This is a genomic window from Xenorhabdus budapestensis, from assembly GCF_017743015.1.
GTDB lineage: Bacteria > Pseudomonadota > Gammaproteobacteria > Enterobacterales > Enterobacteriaceae > Xenorhabdus > Xenorhabdus budapestensis.
Window position 1 is genome coordinate 1,419,653 of sequence record NZ_CP072455.1, and the last position, 22,245, is coordinate 1,441,897.

Here is a 22,245-nt window from a genome sequence, read left to right on the forward strand (position 1 = left end):
AAAATTGAGATCTGCAACCCTATTGAACCAATTTTAAAAATTCATTGAATGTGTTGTTAGATTAATTAACGCTCACGCAAACGGTTTCGTCAGAGAAGACATTCCTCTATAATGTCGGCGTTTCCCCTAAGGCATCAGTCAGGCTTTGCTTCTAAGATGAGAGAACCTATTACTATGGAAATTCTGCGTGGCTCGCCCGCTTTATCAGCGTTTCGTATTACTAAGCTCCTTTCCCAGTGTCAAGCTCAGCAGCTTCCTGTGGCAGCAATTTATGCAGAATATGTGCACTTTGCAGAAATAAATTCACCTCTTACAGTAGAAGAAAAGGAAAAATTAAGCAGACTACTAAAATATGGCCCTTCTTTAGCTGAACATGAACCTAAAGGTCAACTGTTTTTAGTCACTCCCCGGCCAGGGACAATATCGCCATGGTCATCAAAAGCGACAGAGATAATTCACAATTGCGGACTGAAACAGATTGTCCGTTTGGAAAGAGGGATTGCCTACTATATCCAATGTGATGTTACCCAGAATAACATCCACGGAAAGGCAATGGATGACAAACAGCGGCAGGCGCTGTCTGCATTATTGCACGATCGTATGATGGAAAGTGTGTTTACCCAGTTTGAACAGGCTGAGGCACTGTTTTCTCACCAGACGCCTGCGCCATTGAAGCAAATTGATATTTTGCAATCAGGGCGGACTGCATTGGAATCTGCCAATGTTGAGTTGGGATTAGCGCTGGCAGCGGATGAAATTGATTATCTGTTACAAGCTTTCCAGAAATTAGGACGTAATCCGACGGATGTTGAACTCTACATGTTCGCACAGGCGAATTCTGAACATTGTCGCCACAAAATTTTCAATGCAGATTGGGTGATTGATGGGCAGGAACAACCAAAGTCTCTGTTTAAAATGATTAAAAATACCTTTGAACAGACGCCGGATCATGTTTTCTCTGCTTATAAAGACAACGCCGCGGTAATGGAAGGTTCTCAGGTAGGGCGATTTTTCCCTGATCCTGAAAAGGGAATATATGGTTATCACCAGGAACCTGCCCATATTTTGATGAAAGTCGAAACACATAACCATCCGACAGCAATTTCTCCCTGGCCGGGAGCGGCGACAGGATCTGGCGGGGAAATCCGTGATGAAGGAGCAACTGGACGGGGAGCAAAACCTAAGGCCGGGTTGATTGGTTTTTCCGTCTCGAACCTGAAAATCCCCGGATTTGAACAACCGTGGGAAGAAGAGTTTGGTAAGCCTGAACGGATTGTCAGCGCACTGGATATCATGTTAGAAGGCCCTTTGGGCGGAGCGGCATTCAATAATGAATTTGGCCGCCCGGCATTGTTGGGGTATTTCAGAACATATGAAGAGAAAGTGGAATCCCATAACGGCGCAGAATTACGTGGCTACCATAAACCGATCATGCTGGCCGGGGGAATCGGAAATATTCGTGAAGAGCATATCCAGAAAGGGGAGATCCCTGTCGGAGCCAAATTGATTGTACTGGGTGGCCCAAGCATGAATATTGGTCTGGGTGGTGGAGCCGCTTCTTCAATGACATCGGGCCAATCTGATGCGGAGCTGGATTTTGCCTCTGTACAGCGCGATAACGCAGAAATGGAACGTCGTTGTCAGGAAGTTATCGACAGTTGTTGGCAGCTTGGCCGCAAGAACCCTATTTTGTTTATCCATGATGTTGGTGCGGGTGGCTTATCAAATGCGATGCCTGAATTAGTCAGTGATGGAGGACGAGGAGGCCGTTTTGAGCTGCGCAATATCCTCAATGATGAACCGGGTATGACTCCATTGCAGGTGTGGTGCAATGAATCTCAGGAGCGTTACGTATTAGCTGTCGCACCAGAACAGCTTACCCTGTTCGAGGATATTTGTCGGCGTGAGCGTGCTCCGTACGCAGTAATCGGTGAAGCGACGGAAGAACGTCACCTGCTATTGAACGACAATCATTTTGATAACCAGCCAATTGATATACCGTTGGATGTTCTGCTCGGCAACACACCAAAAATGCTGAAAAATGTAAATTCACTAAAAGCACAGGGTAAAGGGCTGGAGCGCGCAAGTATTGATTTGGCCGAAGCGGTAAAACGCGTTCTGCATTTACCCGCAGTGGCAGAGAAAACATTCTTGATTACCATAGGCGATCGTTCAATAACAGGCATGGTAGCGAGAGACCAGATGGTTGGGCCATGGCAGATCCCTGTTGCAGATTGCGCAGTCACAACAGCCAGTCTGGATAGCTATTATGGTGAAGCTATGTCGATGGGAGAACGTGCTCCTGTTGCTCTGTTGGACTTTGCTGCATCAGCACGTATGGCTGTCGGGGAAGCGTTGACTAATATTGCATCGGCTTATGTACAGGATTTGAAGCGGGTAAAACTGTCAGCGAACTGGATGTCAGCATCAGGTCATGCCGGAGAAGATGCCGGATTGTATGCGGCGGTGAAGGCGATAGGTGAGGAATTATGTCCTGCGTTGGGCCTGACTATACCTGTCGGTAAAGATTCCATGTCGATGAAAACTTGCTGGATTCAGGATGGTGAAGAGCGTGCAATGACAGCTCCGCTTTCATTAGTTATCAGTGCGTTTGCACGGGTGGAGGATGTTCGTTGTACTGTCACGCCAGAATTGTCTACCGATGATGATAATGCATTACTGCTGATTGATCTGGGACAGGGACAAAATGCACTGGGAGGGACGGCATTGGCTCAGGTTTATCGCCAGCTTGGTGATAAAACTGCAGATGTTCGCAGTACGGAACAACTTGCTAACTTCTTTAAGGCGATCCAACAGTTGATTGCAGAACAAAAACTGCTGGCTTATCACGACCGTTCTGATGGTGGTCTGCTGGTGACATTGGCAGAGATGGCATTTGCGGGACACTGTAGTCTGCATGCCGATATCAGCGCATTTGATGAAGATATCCTGGGGGCACTGTTTAGTGAAGAATTAGGGGCGGTGATTCAGGTTCGTGAAACAGACAGACAGCAGATTGAAGAGCTGTTAGCTGATTATGGCCTGAGTGAATGCTTACACTATTTAGGTAAGGCTAAGGCGGGAGATGATTTTGTGATCTCCAGCAACAATATGGAAGTTTATCGTCAAAATCGTAGTACATTGCGTTTATGGTGGGCAGAAACAACCTGGCAGATGCAACGTCTGCGTGATAATCCTGAATGCGCTGATCAAGAACATCAGGCAAAACAGAATGTGAGCGATCCCGGCCTGAATGTGAAATTATCCTTTGACCTGGCAGAGGACATTGCGGCTTGTTACATATCGAAACAAGTACGTCCGCGAGTTGCTGTATTGCGTGAACAGGGAGTTAACTCCCATGTTGAAATGGCGGCAGCATTCCATCGTGCAGGTTTTGAAGCCGTGGATGTCCATATGAGTGATTTGTTGAGTGGACGTATCACTCTGGCACAGTTCCAGACATTGGTAGCCTGTGGTGGCTTTTCATATGGGGATGTCCTTGGTGCAGGTGAAGGTTGGGCAAAATCCATTCTGTTTAATTCACGGGTACGTGACGATTTTGCGAACTTCTTTGCAAGACCGGATACGTTATCTCTTGGTGTATGTAATGGCTGCCAGATGATTTCTAACCTGCATGAGCTGATCCCAGGCACCGAACATTGGCCTCGTTTTGTACGTAACCGTTCAGAACGTTATGAAGCTCGTTTCAGTCTGGTTGAAGTTGTGGATAGCCCTTCATTATTCTTGCAGGGCATGGCCGGTTCCCGTTTGCCAATTGCGGTTGCCCATGGTGAAGGTCAGGTAGAGTTCAGAAACAGCCTGAGTTTGGCTGAATTGAAAAAACACCAGCAGGTTGCAATGCAATTTGTGGATAACTATGGTCAGGCGACAGAAAATTATCCTGCAAACCCCAATGGTTCCGCTGAAGGGATCACTTCTGTCACCAGCTTTGATGGTCGGGTTACTGTGATGATGCCACATCCTGAAAGGGTATTCCGTACTGTCAGTAACTCCTGGCATCCCAAAGAGTGGGGAGAAGATAGCCCGTGGATGCGTATTTTCCGCAATGCACGTAAACAGTTAGGTTAATATAAAGTACCTATTTCTCTATAAGGCTCGGCATATTTGTCAGAGCCTTTATTTTTTCGTTTCCTTATCACAGATAATATTTTTCTCTACATATGGTTTTTATATCTTATTAATTTACTGTGGTATTTTATTTTTCTGGTAGATTCTCATGATAAAGGAAATGTTTTTAAATGTTTCTTTTTGGTTAATGATTATGAACTTGTGAGTTAATGAAATTAATTGTTTTAAAAGAGTGTCTCTAAATTACGACAATGGTATGTTATGATGTCTCAAAAAGGAGACATTTAATTAATTGATTTAATTCAATAAATATATTCATGTGGTTTGGTGTCATCAATTGGCGACAAAAGTATATGACGTGAATAAAAGAACATGCATAAAAAAATGTAAACATTAAAGGGTTTTTTGTTTTTGTTTATTAAAATCAATGTATTATATGATATTTTTGAAAGTTGGCACGCAATGTGCTTAACAACGTGTAGTTGCTCATTCAATTTTTTATGTCGGTCCACAAAGTAGGGTGGAAATATGCCACATAAGCCAGGAATGACGCCAAAGTAAGGTGCCTACCGTCCAATTAATGATATTCGCTTTCTGGCCTTATCAAGCAACGGGCGACACGTGGAGTGAGGCACCACCTATATGTTTATCAATAACTATGTTTGATAACGAAAAAAATAGTATTGACAGCATTATAGGATCCTCACTGGCGGGGTAGTAGAAAAAATACTACCCCGCCGTCATTGTTGTAGACAATGTCTTCCCTCCGCGCCTTATGCACCAGTATCATCTTGACATACCACCCTTTATAGCTATTTATGTCGGTTAGCATCAATGTAATTACAGGTTATAAGATGATTTCTCTGAAAAAATGGCGTTTATTTCCCCGCTCATTGCGTCAATTGGTTGTAATGGCTTTCTGGCTGGTGCTATTGCCGTTGTTGGTACTGGCATATCAGGCATACCAAAGCCTTGATCAGCTCAGTACGCAAGCGGCAGAAATTAACCGCGCAACGATATCTGATGCCCGGCGCAGTGAAGCAATGATAGGTGTCGCTCTTGAGATGGAACGCAGCTACCGTCAGTATTGTGTATTGGGAGATATCAGGTTGGAAAAACTCTATCAACGCCAGTATCAACAATATACCAGTATGTTGAATAATCAGATGGCGATGCTGGCTAATAGAGAATATAAGGATAAATTTAATCAACTACTGTCGGGTCTTACTAATATCACTTGTGATAATGGTGTACCAGAGCCTGTGGTAGCTAAGCTACTTGAGCAGTTTTCAAACGCCAATAATCAGTTAGTACAGGAAACACGTAATATCATTTTCACCCGTGGTGAGCAATTGCAGAAAGACATTGCTGATAAGGGGCAGTTTTTTGGTTGGCAAAGTTTAATTCTGTTCCTGCTGAGTGCTTTCTTAATCGCACTTTTTACTCGGATGATCATTGGGCCGGTAAAAGGCATTGAACGAATGATTAATCGATTAGGTGCAGGACAAACACTGGAAAGCAAGATTGAATCCTTTAAAGGACCCAGAGAGTTACGTTCACTGGCGTTGCGGATTATTTGGTTGAGTGAGCGTCTATCCTGGCTTGAATCTCAACGGCATGAATTCTTGCGTCATATCTCCCATGAATTGAAAACACCACTCGCCAGTATGCGTGAAGGTACGGAATTGTTGGCGGATGAAATTGCCGGGCCATTGACAACAGACCAAAAAGAAGTGGTTAGTATTCTGGATAGCAGTAGTAAACACTTGCAACAGCTTATTGAACAATTGCTCGAATATAATCGTAAAATCGTGGATAACCCCGCCGAAAATCAAGTGGTGTCTTTAAAAGAGCTCGTTGATAGCGTTGTTCTGTCACATCAGTTGCCTGCACGAACAAAAAATATTTATACAACAATCCAATTAGATGCTGATAATTGTTGGGCTGAACCTAAACTATTGATGCGAGTCATTGATAATCTCTATTCCAATGCAGTGCACTATGGCGCTGAATCCGGTAACATTTGGATTTCCAGTCGGCAATTAGATGAAAATATTCAGATTGACATTGCCAATACAGGAACGCCTATCCCTGATTTAGAAAAAAGCATGATTTTTGAACCATTTTACCAAGGAAAGCTTCAACGCAAAGGTGCGGTCAAGGGAAGTGGCCTTGGTTTGAGTATTGCGCAGGACTGTATTAAACGGATGGGGGGGGGACTTCATCTGATAGAATCTGATTTTGCTGATGTATGCTTTCGGATTGAACTGCCATTAACCGCAGAGAATGACTAAATATATGCACAACAGGTTTACTCACCACTTTATGATGAAGACGGAGATGATAGAAACGGAGCAGCAAGTTATTGAGATCCAAACAATGAAAAGAATGGCTGTTATAGAGCGTTTGCTTAAACGGGCTTCACTCCTGCGTTTTCGTACCATGATTTTACTGTTTGTTCCCTATTTACTGACAGGGTGTGTCTCAAATTCCGGTTCTGATGATTTAGTAACGATTGCCGAATCTATTATACCAGAGCAACGTGTCACAGATTATCGCATCAAGGGGTGCGATGTGGTGTGGGATATTGCAAAACCAGCCGCAATGGAAAATGGCCTTTATTGGTTAAAATTGATGGACTGTACGAATAAACTGCCTCCAGTAAAAGCTCGCGATATGGCAAAACAGTTTACGCCGACAAATTGGTCACAAGTTTTCAAGCAGAGTATCCTTATTGACCAAGCTGCACCGTCATTAACTGAACGGCGTAAGATTATGGAAAGTTTGAATCGATATAGCCTGCAATTTCCGTCCTCGCTACTGTCATTGTTGCAGTTATGGAGTGAACAGCAATATTTAAAAATCAATCTGGCAGAACAAAAGTCAAAATATCAGCGATTGCAATTTGACAGTGATGCCAAAGTTGATCGATTGAAAGAGACACGGGCCCGTTTGGAGTATGAACTGCGTTCAATATCCCGCAAATTAGAAAATCTAACAGATATCGAGCGTCAGCTTTCTTCCCGCAAGCAAGTCCAGAACAGCTCTTCGGTTTCAGGGGAAACCGGGCAAGGTGAAATAGAACATGCAGTTGATACAGGCAACAAGGTGATTGACACTAAGCCGGAGATTAAGCCGGAAACTAAATCGGAAACAGGATCAGAGCTGACCCCGGAAACGAAAACAGAAGCTAATCCCTCAGAAGAAAAAGGAGCTGAATCACAATGACCGTACGCAATCCTGCTCATCTTCTTTTAGTTGATGATGATCCAAGCCTATTAAAATTATTGGGAATGCGTCTGACTAGTGAAGGATTTCGCGTCACAACAGTGGAAAGCGGGCATGAAGCATTACGCATGTTGCTGAAAGAAAAAGTGGATTTGGTCATCAGCGACTTACGCATGGATGAAATGGATGGCATGGCATTGTTTGCGGAAATCCAAAAACAGCATCCTGGCATGCCAGTGATTATTCTCACTGCACATGGTTCTATCCCGGATGCCGTTGCTGCAACACAGCAAGGGGTATTTAGTTTTCTGACTAAACCGGTTGACCGTGATGCACTTTATAAAGCCATTGATGATGCTTTGGAATTATCAACACCAGCTATAGATGGAAAGTGGAGCGAACAAATTGTCACACGCAGCCCGCTAATGTTGCGTCTGCTGGAACAGGCGAAAATGGTGGCTCAATCTGACGTTAGTGTCCTGATTAATGGGCAAAGCGGAACAGGTAAGGAAGTTCTGGCTCAGGCTATCCATCGTGCAAGCCCGCGTGCGAAGAAACCTTTTATTGCAATTAACTGCGGGGCTTTACCTGAACAACTGTTGGAGTCTGAGTTATTTGGTCATGCTAAGGGGGCATTCACTGGAGCAGTCAATAGCCGGGAAGGACTATTTCTGGCCGCACAAGGGGGAACTTTGTTCCTTGATGAAATCGGTGATATGCCATTAGCACTACAAGTCAAATTATTAAGGGTTTTGCAGGAGCGTAAAGTCCGTCCTCTGGGAAGTAACCGCGATTTAGATATTGATGTCAGGATCATTTCCGCAACTCACCGTGATTTGCCAAAAGCGATGCAACGTAATGAATTCAGGGAAGACCTCTATTATCGATTAAACGTAGTTAACCTGAAAATCCCGGCTTTGAATAAACGGACGGAAGACATTCCTTTATTGGCAAATCATTTGTTGCGTGAATCGGCCAAACGCCATAAACCTTTTGTACGCAGCTTTTCCACTAATGCTATGAAATGTCTGATGGCCGCAAGTTGGCCGGGTAATGTCCGCCAATTGGTCAATGTTATCGAGCAATGTGTGGCATTGACGACAGCCCCGGTGATTAGTGATGCTTTGGTTATGCAGGCATTAGAAGGCGAAAATACGGCATTGCCGACATTTGTGGAAGCACGTAATCAGTTTGAACTGAATTATTTACGCAAATTATTGCAAATGACAAAAGGGAATGTTACCCATGCCGCTCGTATGGCAGGACGTAACCGGACAGAGTTTTATAAATTGTTGGCTCGTCACGAGTTGGATGCCAACGATTTTAAAGAATAACCTTTCTGTTATTTAAATCCATAAAGTTGAAACGGTATTTAAGACCGTAAGAGATTAACTGTCTTCATCAGACAGAGAAGTGAATAATGGCCCAGGAGAGCCACATTCTATGAGTCGTACTCTTAATATCGCCCTTGCTCAATTAAACTGGTTAGTAGGGGATATCGAAGGCAACAGCGATCGTATGTTGCAGACAGTGCAAGAGCAGCAAGAAAAGGGCGCTGATCTTGTCGTGTTTTCTGAGTTAGCATTGTCGGGATATTTTCCTGAAGATCTACTGTTCCGTTCTGATTTTCATCAGCGCTGTCGTGAACAATTAGTACGTTTGCAGGAGGCAAGCTCTCAGGTTGGTATTTTAGTTGGCCATCCGTGGCAACAGGACGGAAAAATATATAATGCACTTTCTCTGTTCTGGAAAGGTGAAACCGTTGCCCGTTATTTCAAACAACAATTACCTAACTATGGTGTTTTTGATGAAGAACGTTATTTCAAAGCAGGCGAACAAATCTGTGTTGTACCATTTAAAGGCTATAATCTTGGTTTGTTGATTTGTGAAGATCTGTGGTTCGATGCGCCGATTGATGCCTTGAAAGAAGCAGGATCTGATATCATTCTGTCTATTAATGCATCTCCTTTTAATCGTGAAAAACCGAATATCCGTAGCGCATTGATTAAATCACACTGTCAGCGCATTCATTTGCCAATAATTTACCTGAATCAGATTGGCGGACAAGATCAACTGATCTTTGATGGCTGCTCAAAAGTTTTTGATGTAAAAGGTGAAATTACTCATCGCATGGCAGCCTTTGCAGAACAAGTTGAACAGTGTCGTTTCAATGACATGACAATTGAGCCGATGGCAAATCCGGCTCCTCAATTGCCGCCACTTGCACAAATCTACAAGGCATTGGTGCTCTCTGTACGCGATTATGTGCAGAAAAATGGTTTTAAGGGGGCATTACTCGGTTTATCCGGTGGTATTGATTCAGGTCTGACACTGGCGATTGCTGTTGATGCTTTGGGTAAAGAGCATGTACAGGCTGTGATGATGCCATTCCGCTATACCTCTGAAATGAGCATTCATGATGCCAGAGAACAAGCAGAACTACTCGGTGTTGAATTTGACATAGTGTCTATCGAGCCTATATTTGATGCGTTTATGGTTCAATTGGAGCCTATATTTGCGGGTACAGAGAAAGATACGACTGAAGAGAATTTACAGGCACGTAGCCGGGCAGTCATCTTAATGGCAATGTCAAACAAATGCCGTCGTCTGGTGTTGACGACCAGCAACAAAAGTGAATCGGCGGTGGGTTACTCGACTTTGTACGGTGATATGGCCGGTGGCTTTAATGCTTTGAAAGATGTCCCAAAAACTATGGTATTTGCATTAGCGAAATACCGTAATACAGTCTCTCCTGCTATTCCTCAGCGTGTAATTGATCGTCCACCATCCGCGGAACTGGCTCCTGATCAGCTCGATCAGGACAGCTTGCCACCGTATGACATGCTGGATGCCATCCTTGAGGGATATGTTGAAAAAGATAAATCTGTGGCTGACTTAGTGGCTGAAGGTTTTGATGAAGCGATTATTCGTAAGGTGATCCGGCTGGTGGACATCAATGAATATAAACGTCGTCAGGCACCGATTGGCCCACGTATTACACAGCGTGATTTTGGTAAAGACAGGCGCTATCCGATTACGTCTGGTTTCGGACGTAAAAACTGGTAATAACAGGAAAACTTCATGAAAAAGATTGATGCAATTATCAAACCTTTCAAGCTCGATGATGTGCGTGAAGCTCTGGCTGAAGTCGGTATCACTGGTATGACGGTGACAGAAGTAAAAGGATTTGGTCGTCAGAAAGGACACACTGAGCTGTATCGTGGTGCAGAATATATGGTGGACTTTCTGCCTAAAGTCAAAATAGAAATTGTCGTACCGGATGATATTGTTGATACCTGTGTCGATACTATTATGCAGACTGCACAAACTGGCAAAATCGGGGATGGCAAGATTTTTGTCTTTGATGTTGCTCGTGTTGTGCGCATTCGTACTGGTGAACAGGACGAAGAGGCGATTTAACCGTATTCCGTATCCTTTGAAAAGAGAAAAGAAAAGAGAATAGATTGAAAAGTTTAATTGCCTGAAAAAGTGATAACGGCAGTAACATGGGTATTTAGTCCACCTCTTATTGAGAGGTGGAATGTTGGCATACCGAGCTGTCTTAACCGTTATCACTTATCACCGAATTTACACTTTCACTGAATTTACAAAAAACTGTGCATAAATTCGTGTTAGATCACTTTATGTGGACCAAAACATTCATAATGGATATGTTGCTCGTTAATGCCCATTGTTATTAGCTGCTTTGCAGTATATTGCATGAAAGCCAACGGCCCACAGAAATAGAATTGCATCCCTTCAGCACTTATTGCATCTTTTACAAGAGACAGATCCATCAACCCGGCATGTTGATAATGTATGCTATGCTGATCTTTATCTCTGGGTTCACGATACCAAACCTGAGAATTCAGATTCGGCATGGATTGGGCAATTTCTTTTACCTTATCTGCAAAGGCATGATAGCTACCATGTTCTGTCGCGTGAAACCAATTGACCACACTTTGGTGCTGCTGACCGTGCAGATATTGCAGCATACTCATCATCGGAGTTAATCCGACTCCCGCTGAAATGAGCGTAACAGGGGTATCAGGCTGGACGTCAAGGAAAAAATCACCTTTTGGTGCAGATAGCGATATGATATCCCCTTCCTGTACTTTATCGTGCATATGATTGGAAATTTTGCCATAAGGTTCTCGTTTAATGGCAATTTGATAATTGCTGCCATTTGGAGTAGCAGTCAATGAATATTGACGAATTTCGCGGTTTTTAAAGGTTGGATCTTCCAGATAGATACTCAAATATTGTCCCGGTTTGTAATCCGCGACTTTGTCATCATCAACGGGTACAAACTCAAAGCTGGTAATGACATCACTTTGCGGTTGTTTACGACTGACACGAAATTGACGTAAACCACGCCAGCCTCCTGCCGAAGATTCGCTACCCTGATAAATTGCCTCTTCCCGATTGATAAAAACATCGGCCAATACATTGTAGGCTTTTTTCCAGGCGTCGAGAACTTCATCAGCCGGATGAAATAGTTCATCAATTGTTGCCAGCAGATGTGTACCGACAATTTTATAGTGTTCCGGTTGGATATTTAGGCTCGTATGTTTATGAGCGATCTTTTCTACAGCAGGTAGAAGAGCAGATAAGTTATCAATATTAGAGGCATAAGCACAAAGGGCATTAAAAAGAGCTTCACGCTGATCGCCGTTGGTTTGATGGCTCATGTTAAAAATATCTTTTAATTCAGGATTATGTTTGAACATGCGTTCATAAAAGTGAGCAGTCAACTTTGGCCCCGTGGAAACGATCAAGGGAATAGTGGACTTTATAGTTGCGATAATTTGGCTATCTAACATTATGGTCTCCTGAATTTTTCTCAAATAATGCTTAGGAATATAAGATGTATTTTAAATGCAACTTATTACGTTGAGGAATACATTAAAGTAAGAAAGAGACATTATCTTGACTTAAATCAAAAAATCAGAATTTATATCACAGCAAGAAGATTTGACTGGAATCACAAAGAACAACAATAAATTTAAAGCGTGTAATCAGGATCGCGGGACATCCTGCTACAGGCGCCGAAGCAATCGTTTGCGTAAAATCTCTTGTCAAGACTATCTCATTTGATAAAAAGAGTTTACACTGTGTCAAATTCTGTCCCTCAGGGGTATTTTTTAGAGATGTGGCTGAGTCAGGAGAACCTAATGTTAAAGCGTGAAATGAATATTGCGAATTACGATCCCGAACTGTGGCAAGCGATGGAACAGGAAGTTTGTCGTCAGGAAGAACATATTGAATTGATTGCTTCTGAAAACTACACCAGTCCAAGAGTTATGCAGGCTCAAGGATCTCAGCTCACTAACAAGTATGCGGAAGGTTATCCGGGTAAACGCTACTATGGTGGTTGTGAATATGTTGATATAATTGAACAATTGGCAATTGACCGAGCAAAAGAGTTGTTTGGTGCAGATTATGCTAACGTCCAACCACACTCAGGCTCTCAGGCAAATGCTGCGGTGTATATGACGCTGTTGCAACCAGGTGACACTGTTTTAGGGATGAATCTGGCACATGGTGGTCATCTGACTCACGGCTCTCCGGTTAACTTCTCAGGTAAACTGTATCACGTTGTTCCTTATGGTATTGATGAGAATGGCAAAATCGATTACGAGGATATTCGTAACCAAGCGCTGAAACATCAACCTAAAATGATCATTGGTGGTTTCTCTGCCTATTCTGGTGTGGTTGATTGGGCGAAAATGCGTGAAATTGCTGATGAAATCGGTACATATCTTTTTGTTGATATGGCTCATGTTGCTGGATTGGTTGCTGCGGGTGTTTATCCAAACCCTGTTCCTCATGCACATGTTGTTACAACCACCACTCACAAGACTCTGGCAGGCCCCCGCGGTGGTCTGATCCTGGCTAAAGGGGGTGATGAAGAGCTGTATAAGAAATTGAACTCTGCTGTTTTCCCTGGTGGTCAGGGTGGCCCGCTGATGCATGTCATTGCCGGGAAAGCCGTTGCACTGAAAGAAGCAATGGAGCCGGAGTTCAAAATTTATCAACAGCAGGTTGCGAAAAATGCCAAAGAAATGGTAGATGTGTTCCTGCAACGTGGTTACAAAGTTGTTTCCGGCGGTACTGATAACCATCTGTTCCTGCTGGATCTGGTGGATAAAGATATTACAGGTAAAGAAGCGGATGCAGCATTAGGGCGTGCCAATATCACTGTTAACAAAAACAGCGTACCTAACGATCCTCGCAGTCCGTTTGTCACTTCGGGTATTCGCATTGGTACTCCAGCAATTACCCGCCGTGGTTTCAAAGAAGCGGAAACCCGTGAATTAGCTGGCTGGATATGTGATGTGTTGGATAACATCAATGACGAAGTAGTTATTGAAAGTGTTAAACAGAATGTGTTGGATATCTGTGCAAAATATCCGGTTTACGCATAATTGAGAATAAAATACCGTCAATATTGAGCTTATACCCAAATAGATTTCAAGTTGCAGCCAATAAAGCTGTAGCTTGAAAGATGAAAGGTATATCAGGTATTAAGCCCGACTCATAACATTAGTTTTGAGCGGGTTTTTTGCATTAAAAAATGGGGGCATTTGGATGGTTGTTCCATCAACATTTTGGCTAGGGTTAGGTTATTTCACTTATTTTTTTGCTTTTGGAATATTCTTACCTTTCTGGTCAGTTTGGTTACAGGGAGAAGGTATTACTCCTTCTATGATCGGTATACTGTTAGCTATCGGGTTAGTTTCTCGTTTCCTCGGTAGTTTATTTATTTCGCCTACGGTTAAAGATCCTTCTAAATTAATTAACGCATTAAGATTTCTATCCTTATTGGCTTTGGTCTTTGCTGTTAGCTTTTCCTTTAGTAGCCATTGGGTATGGGTTTCCCTTGTTATGATAGGTTTTAACCTGTTTTTTTCACCTTTGGTTCCTTTATCAGATGCTTTAGCGGGAACATGGCAAAAACAGTTTACTTTTGATTATGGCAAGGTACGTGTGTGGGGATCGATTGCCTTTATTATCAGCTCTTCTTTAGCGGGGATATTGATGTCAGCCAATGGCATCGATTTAGGTTCAGATTTCAGCATTTCCTTTGAAAAGATCAATAATTGGATTGGCCTCAATTTATTTGGTCATCACAACATCATCCTTGTTTCCCTGATTTTCAGTGTTGCCGTTATGTTACTGGGAATGATGCTAAAACCTTCTATTATGCCTGAAGGCAAAATTAAGGTAGAAAATATCAATGCAGTATCATTCAAGAAATTATTGTCCGAAAAATCGGTATGGCAGTTTTTATTATGTGTGGCGTTGTTACAAGCTGCTCACGCTGGTTACTACAGCTTTGGTTCTATTTATTGGGAAAAAGCTGGCTATTCTGCATCAACTATCGGTTATCTCTGGTCATTGGGCGTTGTCGCAGAAGTTGTTGTTTTCACTTTTAGTAAACAGCTATTCCGACACTGGAGTGCCCGTAGTCTTCTATTGATTTCTGCGATTTGTGGAGTTATTCGCTGGGGGTTAATGGGAACATTCACTGAATTGCCAGTTCTGATTATTATTCAGATCCTACATTGCGGAACTTTTACAGTCTGTCATTTAGCTGCCATGCGCTTTATCGGTGCCAGAAAAGAAAATGAAGTTATCCGATTACAATCGGTTTATTCTGCATTAGCGATGGGCGGTGGTATTGCAGTTATGAGCGCAATAGGCGGTTTTTTGTATGAGTATATGGGAAGCGGTATCTATTGGGTTATGGCACTGGTTGCATTACCTGCAATTTTCTTACGGCCTAAAGTAGAAGCTAAAATACATTCGTTGTGAAGTGCATTCATTGTGAAATGTATTTATTGAGAAACACATTGATTGTAAATAAAGTCGTAAATAAAACAGGCACCAATAAGTTTGGTGCCCTGAAAATAACATTGCTCAAATGGTTATTTTATAATTAACGTTTCAGTGCTTCAGTTAATTCTTCGCGCATTTCAGACAGCATGTCTTTAACAATACGTGGGCTGCCTGCAACGATGTTACCAGAACTGATATAGTTGTGACCACCAACGAAGTCAGTAACAATACAGCCAGATTCACGTACCAGCAGTTCACCCCCCATAAAATCCCATGGTTTCAGGCCGATTTCGAAGAAACCGTCAACACGTCCGGCGGCGACATAAGCCATATCCAGAGCCGCAGAGCCAGTGCGACGAAAATCTGCACAGCGCTCAAATAATTTACCCAATACATTCATGTAAGGGATAGCGTGTTGTTTAGCTTTGAATGGGAAACCGGTGGCAATGATAGTACCATCCAGATCACGAGCATTGGTGCCACGCAGACGATAACCATTCAATTGAGCACCTTGACCACGGGTTGTGCTAAACAGTTCATTACGCATTGGGTCATAAACAACAGCCGCTTCGGTGCGGCCTTTGATGCGCACAGCAATGGAAACAGCGAAATGAGGGAGACGTTTAATAAAGTTAGTGGTGCCATCCAGTGGATCGATCACCCATTGGAAATCGTCTTCTTCACCTAAATGCTCACCAGTTTCTTCAGTGATGATAGTGTGTTTAGGATAAGATTTACGGATAATGTCAATGATCAGCTTTTCTGCTTCACGATCAATATTAGTGACGAAGTCATTACTGCCTTTTTGGCTTGCTTCGATAGCATCAGGAGTTTCATAACTTTTGGCAATGTAATTGCCGGCTTTACGCGCAGCACGTATAGCGATGTTTAGCATCGGATGCATGGGGTATCTTCCACCAGAATTTTAAAGAACGGGAAACAAATCGGCGCACATTATAGCAGTAGTTCGTCAAAATGACTAATGCTGTGTTAAGATATTCGGCTCTTATACTGAAATAAAAAGCTGTCATGTTAGAGAACATCCGCATTATTCTGGTAGAAACTTCCCACACGGGCAATATGGGTTCAACTGCCAGAGCTATGAAAACAATGGGGTTGACCAATCTTTATTTGGTCAACCCTCTCGTCCAGCCTGATTCTCACGCCATTGCACTTTCAGCCGGTGCCAGTGATGTCATCGGTAATGCCACTATTGTGGATTCGCTAGATGAAGCAGTGGCTGGGTGTGAATTGGTTATTGGAACCAGTGCTCGTTCCCGAACACTTTCCTGGCCAATGGTTGAACCGCGTGAGTGTGGTGAGCGCTGTGTCAAAGCAGCTAAAAATTCACCGGTGGCTATCGTGTTCGGTCGTGAGCGTGTGGGGCTGACTAACGAAGAACTTCAGAAGTGTAACTATCATCTTTATATTCCGACTAACCCAGAATATGGTTCATTGAATTTGGCTATGGCTGTTCAATTGGTCAGCTATGAGATTCGTATGGCGCACCTTGTTACTGAAGAAAAATCAGAAAAATCAGAAAAATCAGAAAAAGCGGATGCTGCCGATCATGAAGCTGAATACCCACCAGTTGAAGATATGGAACGTTTTTATCAGCATCTTGAACAGGTGTTAAATCACTCCGGTTTTATTCGTAAAGCGCATCCTGGGCAGATAATGAACAAATTAAGACGCCTCTATACCCGTGCACGTCCGGAAATTCAGGAACTGAATATCCTGCGGGGTATTTTAACGTCTATGGAAAAATGGGCTGGGAAATCACCGGAATCTGGCAGAAAATAGTCTCTGTAATAGAGAATATGGGTGATAACAGAATGAAAGAAAACCAAATAATAGTTGAGTAAATTACTAGGTTAAATAGTTGACTAAAATACTCAGGAATGTCACAATTTCTCCCATATTTCACCATGGAGTTTTTGTTATGAGACTGACATCAAAAGGACGTTATGCGGTAACTGCCATGTTAGATGTGGCATTGCATTCACAAGAAGGGCCAGTGCCACTAGCTGACATTTCTGAGCGTCAGGGAATTTCCCTTTCCTATCTTGAGCAGTTGTTTTCTCGCCTACGTAAGAATGGTTTGGTTTCTAGCGTCCGTGGTCCAGGCGGCGGTTATTTATTGGGCAGAGATGCCGGTGAGATTTTCGTTGCTGAAGTGATTTCTGCTGTTGATGAATCTGTTGATGCAACTCGCTGTCAGGGCAGGGAAGGCTGCCAGGGCGGTGATCGCTGTCTGACCCATGCGCTTTGGCGTGATCTCAGTGATCGCATCACGAGTTTCCTGAACAGCATCAGCTTAGAAGAATTAGTGAATAATCAAGAAGTATTAGACGTTGCTGATCGTCAAGACAGCGATAAGCGCCGTACAGCTAATGGCAGGGTTCAGGAGATGATTAACGTTAACCTGCGTGCTTAAAAAAGCGGCAAACATAAGTATTAAAAGAGTCTTACGGAGCATGTGAGCAATGAAATTACCCATTTATTTGGACTATTCAGCAACAACCCCAGTTGATCCGCGTATTGCTGAAAAGATGATGAACTACCTGACTATGGACGGGGTTTTCGGTAACCCTGCTTCTCGTTCACACCGTTTTGGCTGGCAAGCTGAAGAAGCGGTTGATATTGCGCGTAATCAAATCGCTGATTTGGTTGGTGCTGATCCGCGTGAAATTGTATTTACTTCAGGTGCAACAGAATCAGATAACCTTGGTATCAAAGGTGCAGCAAAATTCTATCAGAAAAAAGGCAAGCACATTATTACCAGTAAAACTGAACACAAAGCTGTTTTGGACACTTGCCGTCAGTTGGAACGCGAAGGTTTTGAGGTGACTTACCTTTCACCGATGAGCAATGGCATGATCGATCTGAAAGAGCTGGAAGCCACAATGCGTGATGATACGATTTTGGTTTCTATCATGCACGTTAACAACGAAATTGGCATTGTTCAGGACATCGTGACCATCGGTGAAATGTGCCGTAGCCGCGGTATTATTTTCCATGTTGACGCAACGCAAAGTGTCGGGAAATTGCCTATCGACCTCAGCAAACTGAAAGTTGATCTGATGTCTTTCTCTGCTCACAAACTATATGGCCCAATGGGTATTGGTGCTCTGTATGTTCGCCGTAAACCCCGTGTCCGCATTGAAGCACAGCAACATGGTGGCGGTCATGAGCGTGGTATGCGTTCCGGTACATTGCCTGTTCACCAAATCGTGGGAATGGGTGAAGCTTACCGCATTGCAAAAGAAGAATTGGAAACTGAGTCAGAGCGTCTGCGCGGTTTGCGCCTGCGTTTATGGAACGGCATTAAAGATATTGAAGAAGTTTACCTGAACGGTGACTTGGAACTGGGTGCGCCACACATTCTGAATGTCAGCTTCAACTATGTTGAAGGTGAATCATTGATGATGTCGCTGAAAGATCTGGCAGTTTCTTCTGGCTCGGCATGTACTTCTGCGAGTCTGGAGCCTTCTTATGTTTTGCGTGCACTGGGCATGAATGATGAGCTGGCACACAGTTCTATTCGTTTCTCTTTGGGGCGTTTTACCACAGAAGAAGAAATAGACTATGCAATTAAGTTGATTCATAACTCGATTGGTCGCCTGCGTGAACTTTCTCCATTGTGGGAAATGTTCAAACAGGGGGTGGATATTAACACCATCGAATGGTCTCATCATTAATCAGACGGTTTCAGGAGTAACAATATGGCTTACAGTAACAAAGTAATTGATCACTATGAGAATCCACGTAATGTTGGATCATTTGACAGTGGAGACCCTTCAGTAGGTAGTGGCATGGTTGGTGCGCCCGCTTGTGGTGACGTCATGCGGCTGCAAATCAAGGTCAACGATGACGGTATCATTGAAGACGCGCGTTTTAAAACTTATGGCTGCGGTTCTGCGATAGCTTCCAGTTCTCTCGTAACAGAGTGGATGAAAGGTAAATCACTGGAGCAGGCAGAAGCAATCAAAAATACAGAGATTGCCAATGAGCTGGAGCTGCCACCAGTGAAAATTCACTGTTCTATTCTGGCAGAAGATGCGATTAAAGCTGCAATTGCGGATTACAAGAGCAAACGCCAGGCTAATTAATTCTTTTGGCTAGAAAAAAATAATTTGGTGGATATTGTTTCAATATCCACCTTTACTGGTTTTGAAGGTGATAATTTCCTAGATCATAACTTCAAAGATCATAGTGTTAAAAGTGAGGTGTTGTATGTCAATTTCTTTGACAGAAAGTGCAGCCCAGCGTGTTTTAGCTTTTCTTGACAATCGTGGGAAAGGTGTCGGGTTGCGTCTGGGAGTGAGAACTTCCGGCTGCTCGGGTATGGCATATATAATTGAATTTGCTGATGCAATTAATGATGAAGATCAGGTTTTTGAAGACAAAGGCGTGAAAGTTATCGTTGATGGTAAAAGCATTGTTTATCTTGATGGTACCGAGTTGGATTTTGTCAAAGAGGGCCTGAACGAAGGTTTTAAATTCAACAACCCCAATGTTTCCAGCGAATGCGGCTGTGGAGAAAGTTTTAACGTTTAACCCTCCGCACTTTGCGAAACCAAGAGTAACTTATGGACTACTTTACTTTATTCGGGTTGCCTGCGCGTTATGCGATAGACCGCCAACAATTGGCGACCCGCTATCAGGAGTTGCAGCGTCAATTTCATCCTGATCGTTTTGCCAATCAGCCAGAGCGTGAGAAAACGTTGGCACTTCAACAAGCAGCAACCATCAATGATGGTTATCAGACCCTGAAACATCCCCTGAAACGTGCAGAATATATGCTGTCTCGGCAAGGGTTCGATTTATCCAACGAACAGCATACGATGCAGGATACTACGTTCCTGATGCAGCAATTAGAGTTGCGTGAAGAGCTTGACACTATTGAACGTAGCGCAGAACCAAACGTTACATTAGCAGATTTTTCATCTCGCCTTAACAAAATGATTAAAACTCGTACTGAGCAGATGGAACAGCAACTGGATGCTGAACAATGGTCAATTGCCGCCGATACTGTCCGTAAATTACGCTTTTTGGATAAATTGCAACAGCAGGTCGAGCAACTGGAAGAACGATTGCTGGATGATTTTTAGCTGAATCGCTTTTTGGTGAATAGCGCTTGCTGATTTAGCTATACCCTATGGATTTAAGGATGCAACCAACAAAGCTGCAACTTGAAAAACGACGGGTATAAAGAGTTTTTATAGGGGCACACATGGCTTTATTACAAATCAGTGAACCTGGTTTATCTGCCGCACCACACCAGCGTCGTCTGGCTGCGGGGATTGATCTTGGCACAACACACTCCCTGGTTGCGACAGTCCGCAGTGGTCAGGCTGAGACCTTAGCAGATAGTGAAAACCGTCACTTGCTTCCTTCTGTTGTACAATACCGTAAAGATGAAATTCAAGTTGGCTGGCAGGCACGCCAACAGGCGGTTTCCGATCCTGTTAACACCATAAGTTCCGTCAAACGTATGATGGGGCGTTCTCTGGCTGATATTCAACAACGTTATCCGAATCTCCCCTACCAGTTTCAGGCTAGTGAAAATGGGTTACCGTTAATTAATACTGTGGCAGGTCTGGTCGATCCTATTCAGGTTTCTTCTGAAATATTGAAATCGTTGGTTCAACGGGCAGAAGAAACCTTGAATAGTAAACTTGATGGCGTTGTCATCACTGTTCCTGCTTATTTTGATGATGCACAACGTCAGGGAACGAAAGACGCCGCACGTTTAGCGGGTTTACATGTCCTCCGTCTCTTAAATGAACCAACCGCAGCGGCTATTGCCTATGGACTTGATTCGGGTCAGGAAGGGGTTATTGCAGTTTATGACTTGGGTGGTGGAACATTTGATGTTTCTATCCTGCGTTTGAGTCGTGGCGTCTTTGAAGTGCTGGCAACAGGCGGAGATACAGCGCTTGGCGGCGATGATTTTGACCACCTGTTGGCAAACTGGATCCGTAAGCAGGCAGGTATCATCGATAATAGCCACGGCTTGCAACGTCAATTGCTGGATATTGCGACACAAACTAAAATTGCCTTGAGTGATGCAGATTCAATGACAATCAACATTGCTGGCTGGCAAGGCAGTATTACCCGTGATGAATTAAATGAATTGATCATACCATTGGTTAAACGCACCTTAATGGCTTGCCGTCGGGCATTGAGAGATGCGGGTGTTGCTGCCGATGAAGTATTACAGGTTGTGATGGTAGGCGGTTCGACGAGAGTACCACTCGTACGCAGCATGGTTGGTGAGTTCTTTGATCGCGAACCATTGACCTCTATCGATCCGGACAAAGTTGTCGCTGTTGGTGCGGCAATTCAGGCCGATATTTTGGTTGGTAATAAACCTGATAGCGAGATGTTGCTATTGGACGTTATTCCACTGTCACTGGGCCTTGAAACCATGGGTGGCTTGGTGGAAAAAGTGATCCCTCGTAATACCACTATTCCTGTCGCCAGAGCACAAGAGTTTACAACTTTTAAAGACGGGCAGAGTGCAATGAGCATCCATGTTGTTCAGGGGGAACGCGAGCTGGTGGCAGATTGCCGTTCACTGGCACGTTTCACATTGCGTGGCATTCCTCCACTGCCGGCAGGTGGTGCTCATATCCGTATTACTTTTCAGGTTGATGCCGATGGCCTGTTAAGTGTCAGTGCTCTGGAGAAATCGACGAGTGTTGAAGCTTCCATTCAGGTGAAACCTTCTTATGGCTTGTCCGATGAAGAAATTGCCCGAATGATCAAAGATTCAATGACCAATGCGCAGGAAGATATTCAGGTGCGTAAGCTGGCTGAACAAAAAGTAGAAGCAGCACGAGTGCTGGAAAGTTTAACCAGTGCACTGGAAAAAGATGCTGATTTACTCAGTCAGGAAGAACATGCGGCAATTGATGCTGCCGTACAAGTATTAATTGAGAGTGCTCAGGGAACATCTCCTGATGCGATTGAAAGTGCAATTAAACAATTGGACAAACAAACGCAGGAATTTGCTGCGCGTCGCATGGACACATCAATCCGCCGGGCTTTGGCGGGCCATTCTGTGGATGAGATTTAATT

The 22,245-nt window shown here is 43.6% G+C and carries 17 protein-coding genes; 15 read left to right on the forward strand and 2 right to left on the reverse strand.

Going from position 1 to position 22,245, the window contains the following annotated elements; translation table 11 throughout:
- Window positions 1–174: 174 nt before the first annotated feature.
- The 6 genes from purL (at window position 175) to glnB (ending at window position 10,737) form a co-directional block, all read left to right on the forward strand.
- On the forward strand, window positions 175–4,089 hold the full coding sequence (gene purL / locus HGO23_RS06860) for a phosphoribosylformylglycinamidine synthase (RefSeq protein ID WP_209028726.1): 3,915 nt from the start codon (window positions 175–177) through the stop codon (window positions 4,087–4,089).
- An 854-nt stretch (window positions 4,090–4,943) separates the two neighbouring features.
- A complete protein-coding gene (locus HGO23_RS06865; RefSeq protein WP_169923065.1) occupies window positions 4,944–6,383 on the forward strand; it encodes a sensor histidine kinase in 1,440 nt (479 codons plus the stop codon).
- Window positions 6,384–6,387: 4 nt separating this feature from the next.
- A complete protein-coding gene (gene qseG, locus HGO23_RS06870) occupies window positions 6,388–7,317 on the forward strand; it encodes a two-component system QseEF-associated lipoprotein QseG (RefSeq protein WP_244967912.1) in 930 nt (309 codons plus the stop codon).
- A complete protein-coding gene (gene glrR / locus HGO23_RS06875; protein WP_209028386.1) occupies window positions 7,314–8,651 on the forward strand; it encodes a two-component system response regulator GlrR in 1,338 nt (445 codons plus the stop codon). Before qseG ends, glrR begins: the two co-directional genes overlap by 4 nt.
- A gap of 109 nt (window positions 8,652–8,760) precedes the next feature.
- On the forward strand, window positions 8,761–10,383 hold the full coding sequence (locus HGO23_RS06880; RefSeq protein ID WP_209028387.1) for an NAD+ synthase: 1,623 nt from the start codon (window positions 8,761–8,763) through the stop codon (window positions 10,381–10,383).
- Between the two features lie 15 nt (window positions 10,384–10,398).
- Window positions 10,399–10,737 (forward strand): nitrogen regulatory protein P-II, encoded by a 339-nt coding sequence (gene glnB / locus HGO23_RS06885; protein WP_038267821.1) that lies wholly within the window; start codon window positions 10,399–10,401, stop codon window positions 10,735–10,737.
- A 212-nt stretch (window positions 10,738–10,949) separates the two neighbouring features.
- Here the strand turns inward: glnB and hmpA are convergent, their stop codons facing one another.
- Complete coding sequence (gene hmpA, locus HGO23_RS06890) at window positions 10,950–12,155, reverse strand: NO-inducible flavohemoprotein (RefSeq protein ID WP_280529538.1); 1,206 nt, start codon at window positions 12,153–12,155, stop codon at window positions 10,950–10,952.
- 336 nt (window positions 12,156–12,491) lie between these two features.
- Between hmpA and glyA the strand changes: the two genes are divergently transcribed.
- Together glyA and HGO23_RS06900 are read left to right on the forward strand one after the other, a co-directional pair.
- Complete coding sequence (glyA, locus tag HGO23_RS06895; RefSeq protein WP_209028389.1) at window positions 12,492–13,745, forward strand: serine hydroxymethyltransferase; 1,254 nt, start codon at window positions 12,492–12,494, stop codon at window positions 13,743–13,745.
- A gap of 163 nt (window positions 13,746–13,908) precedes the next feature.
- The gene (locus tag HGO23_RS06900; RefSeq protein WP_099136297.1) at window positions 13,909–15,135 is read left to right on the forward strand and encodes a 3-phenylpropionate MFS transporter; all 1,227 of its coding nucleotides are present in this window, start codon (window positions 13,909–13,911) and stop codon (window positions 15,133–15,135) included.
- A 124-nt stretch (window positions 15,136–15,259) separates the two neighbouring features.
- On the opposite strand, the gene suhB is transcribed toward HGO23_RS06900, so the two are convergent.
- Window positions 15,260–16,063: an inositol-1-monophosphatase gene (suhB, locus tag HGO23_RS06905; protein ID WP_099136296.1), complete on the reverse strand. Its 804-nt coding sequence runs from the start codon at window positions 16,061–16,063 to the stop codon at window positions 15,260–15,262.
- 125 nt (window positions 16,064–16,188) lie between these two features.
- Here suhB and trmJ point away from each other — a divergent pair, with 125 nt between their 5' ends.
- The 7 genes from trmJ to hscA all read left to right on the forward strand — a co-directional run bounded on the left by trmJ (window position 16,189) and on the right by hscA (window position 22,243).
- The gene (gene trmJ, locus HGO23_RS06910) at window positions 16,189–16,962 is read left to right on the forward strand and encodes a tRNA (cytosine(32)/uridine(32)-2'-O)-methyltransferase TrmJ (protein WP_209028390.1); all 774 of its coding nucleotides are present in this window, start codon (window positions 16,189–16,191) and stop codon (window positions 16,960–16,962) included.
- Between the two features lie 139 nt (window positions 16,963–17,101).
- Window positions 17,102–17,596, forward strand: a complete 495-nt coding sequence (gene iscR / locus HGO23_RS06915; protein WP_099136294.1) for a Fe-S cluster assembly transcriptional regulator IscR — start codon at window positions 17,102–17,104, stop codon at window positions 17,594–17,596.
- A 49-nt stretch (window positions 17,597–17,645) separates the two neighbouring features.
- Complete coding sequence (locus HGO23_RS06920; protein ID WP_209028391.1) at window positions 17,646–18,860, forward strand: IscS subfamily cysteine desulfurase; 1,215 nt, start codon at window positions 17,646–17,648, stop codon at window positions 18,858–18,860.
- 24 nt (window positions 18,861–18,884) lie between these two features.
- Window positions 18,885–19,271: a Fe-S cluster assembly scaffold IscU gene (gene iscU, locus HGO23_RS06925; protein ID WP_209028392.1), complete on the forward strand. Its 387-nt coding sequence runs from the start codon at window positions 18,885–18,887 to the stop codon at window positions 19,269–19,271.
- A 124-nt stretch (window positions 19,272–19,395) separates the two neighbouring features.
- Window positions 19,396–19,719, forward strand: coding sequence for an iron-sulfur cluster assembly protein IscA (iscA, locus tag HGO23_RS06930; protein ID WP_099136291.1), 324 nt, complete (start codon window positions 19,396–19,398; stop codon window positions 19,717–19,719).
- A gap of 32 nt (window positions 19,720–19,751) precedes the next feature.
- A complete protein-coding gene (gene hscB / locus HGO23_RS06935; RefSeq protein ID WP_209028393.1) occupies window positions 19,752–20,273 on the forward strand; it encodes a co-chaperone HscB in 522 nt (173 codons plus the stop codon).
- A 122-nt stretch (window positions 20,274–20,395) separates the two neighbouring features.
- Window positions 20,396–22,243 carry a Fe-S protein assembly chaperone HscA gene (gene hscA, locus HGO23_RS06940; RefSeq protein WP_209028394.1) on the forward strand — a complete coding sequence of 616 codons (1,848 nt, stop codon included), beginning with the start codon at window positions 20,396–20,398 and terminating at the stop codon, window positions 22,241–22,243.
- Window positions 22,244–22,245: the final 2 nt, after the last annotated feature.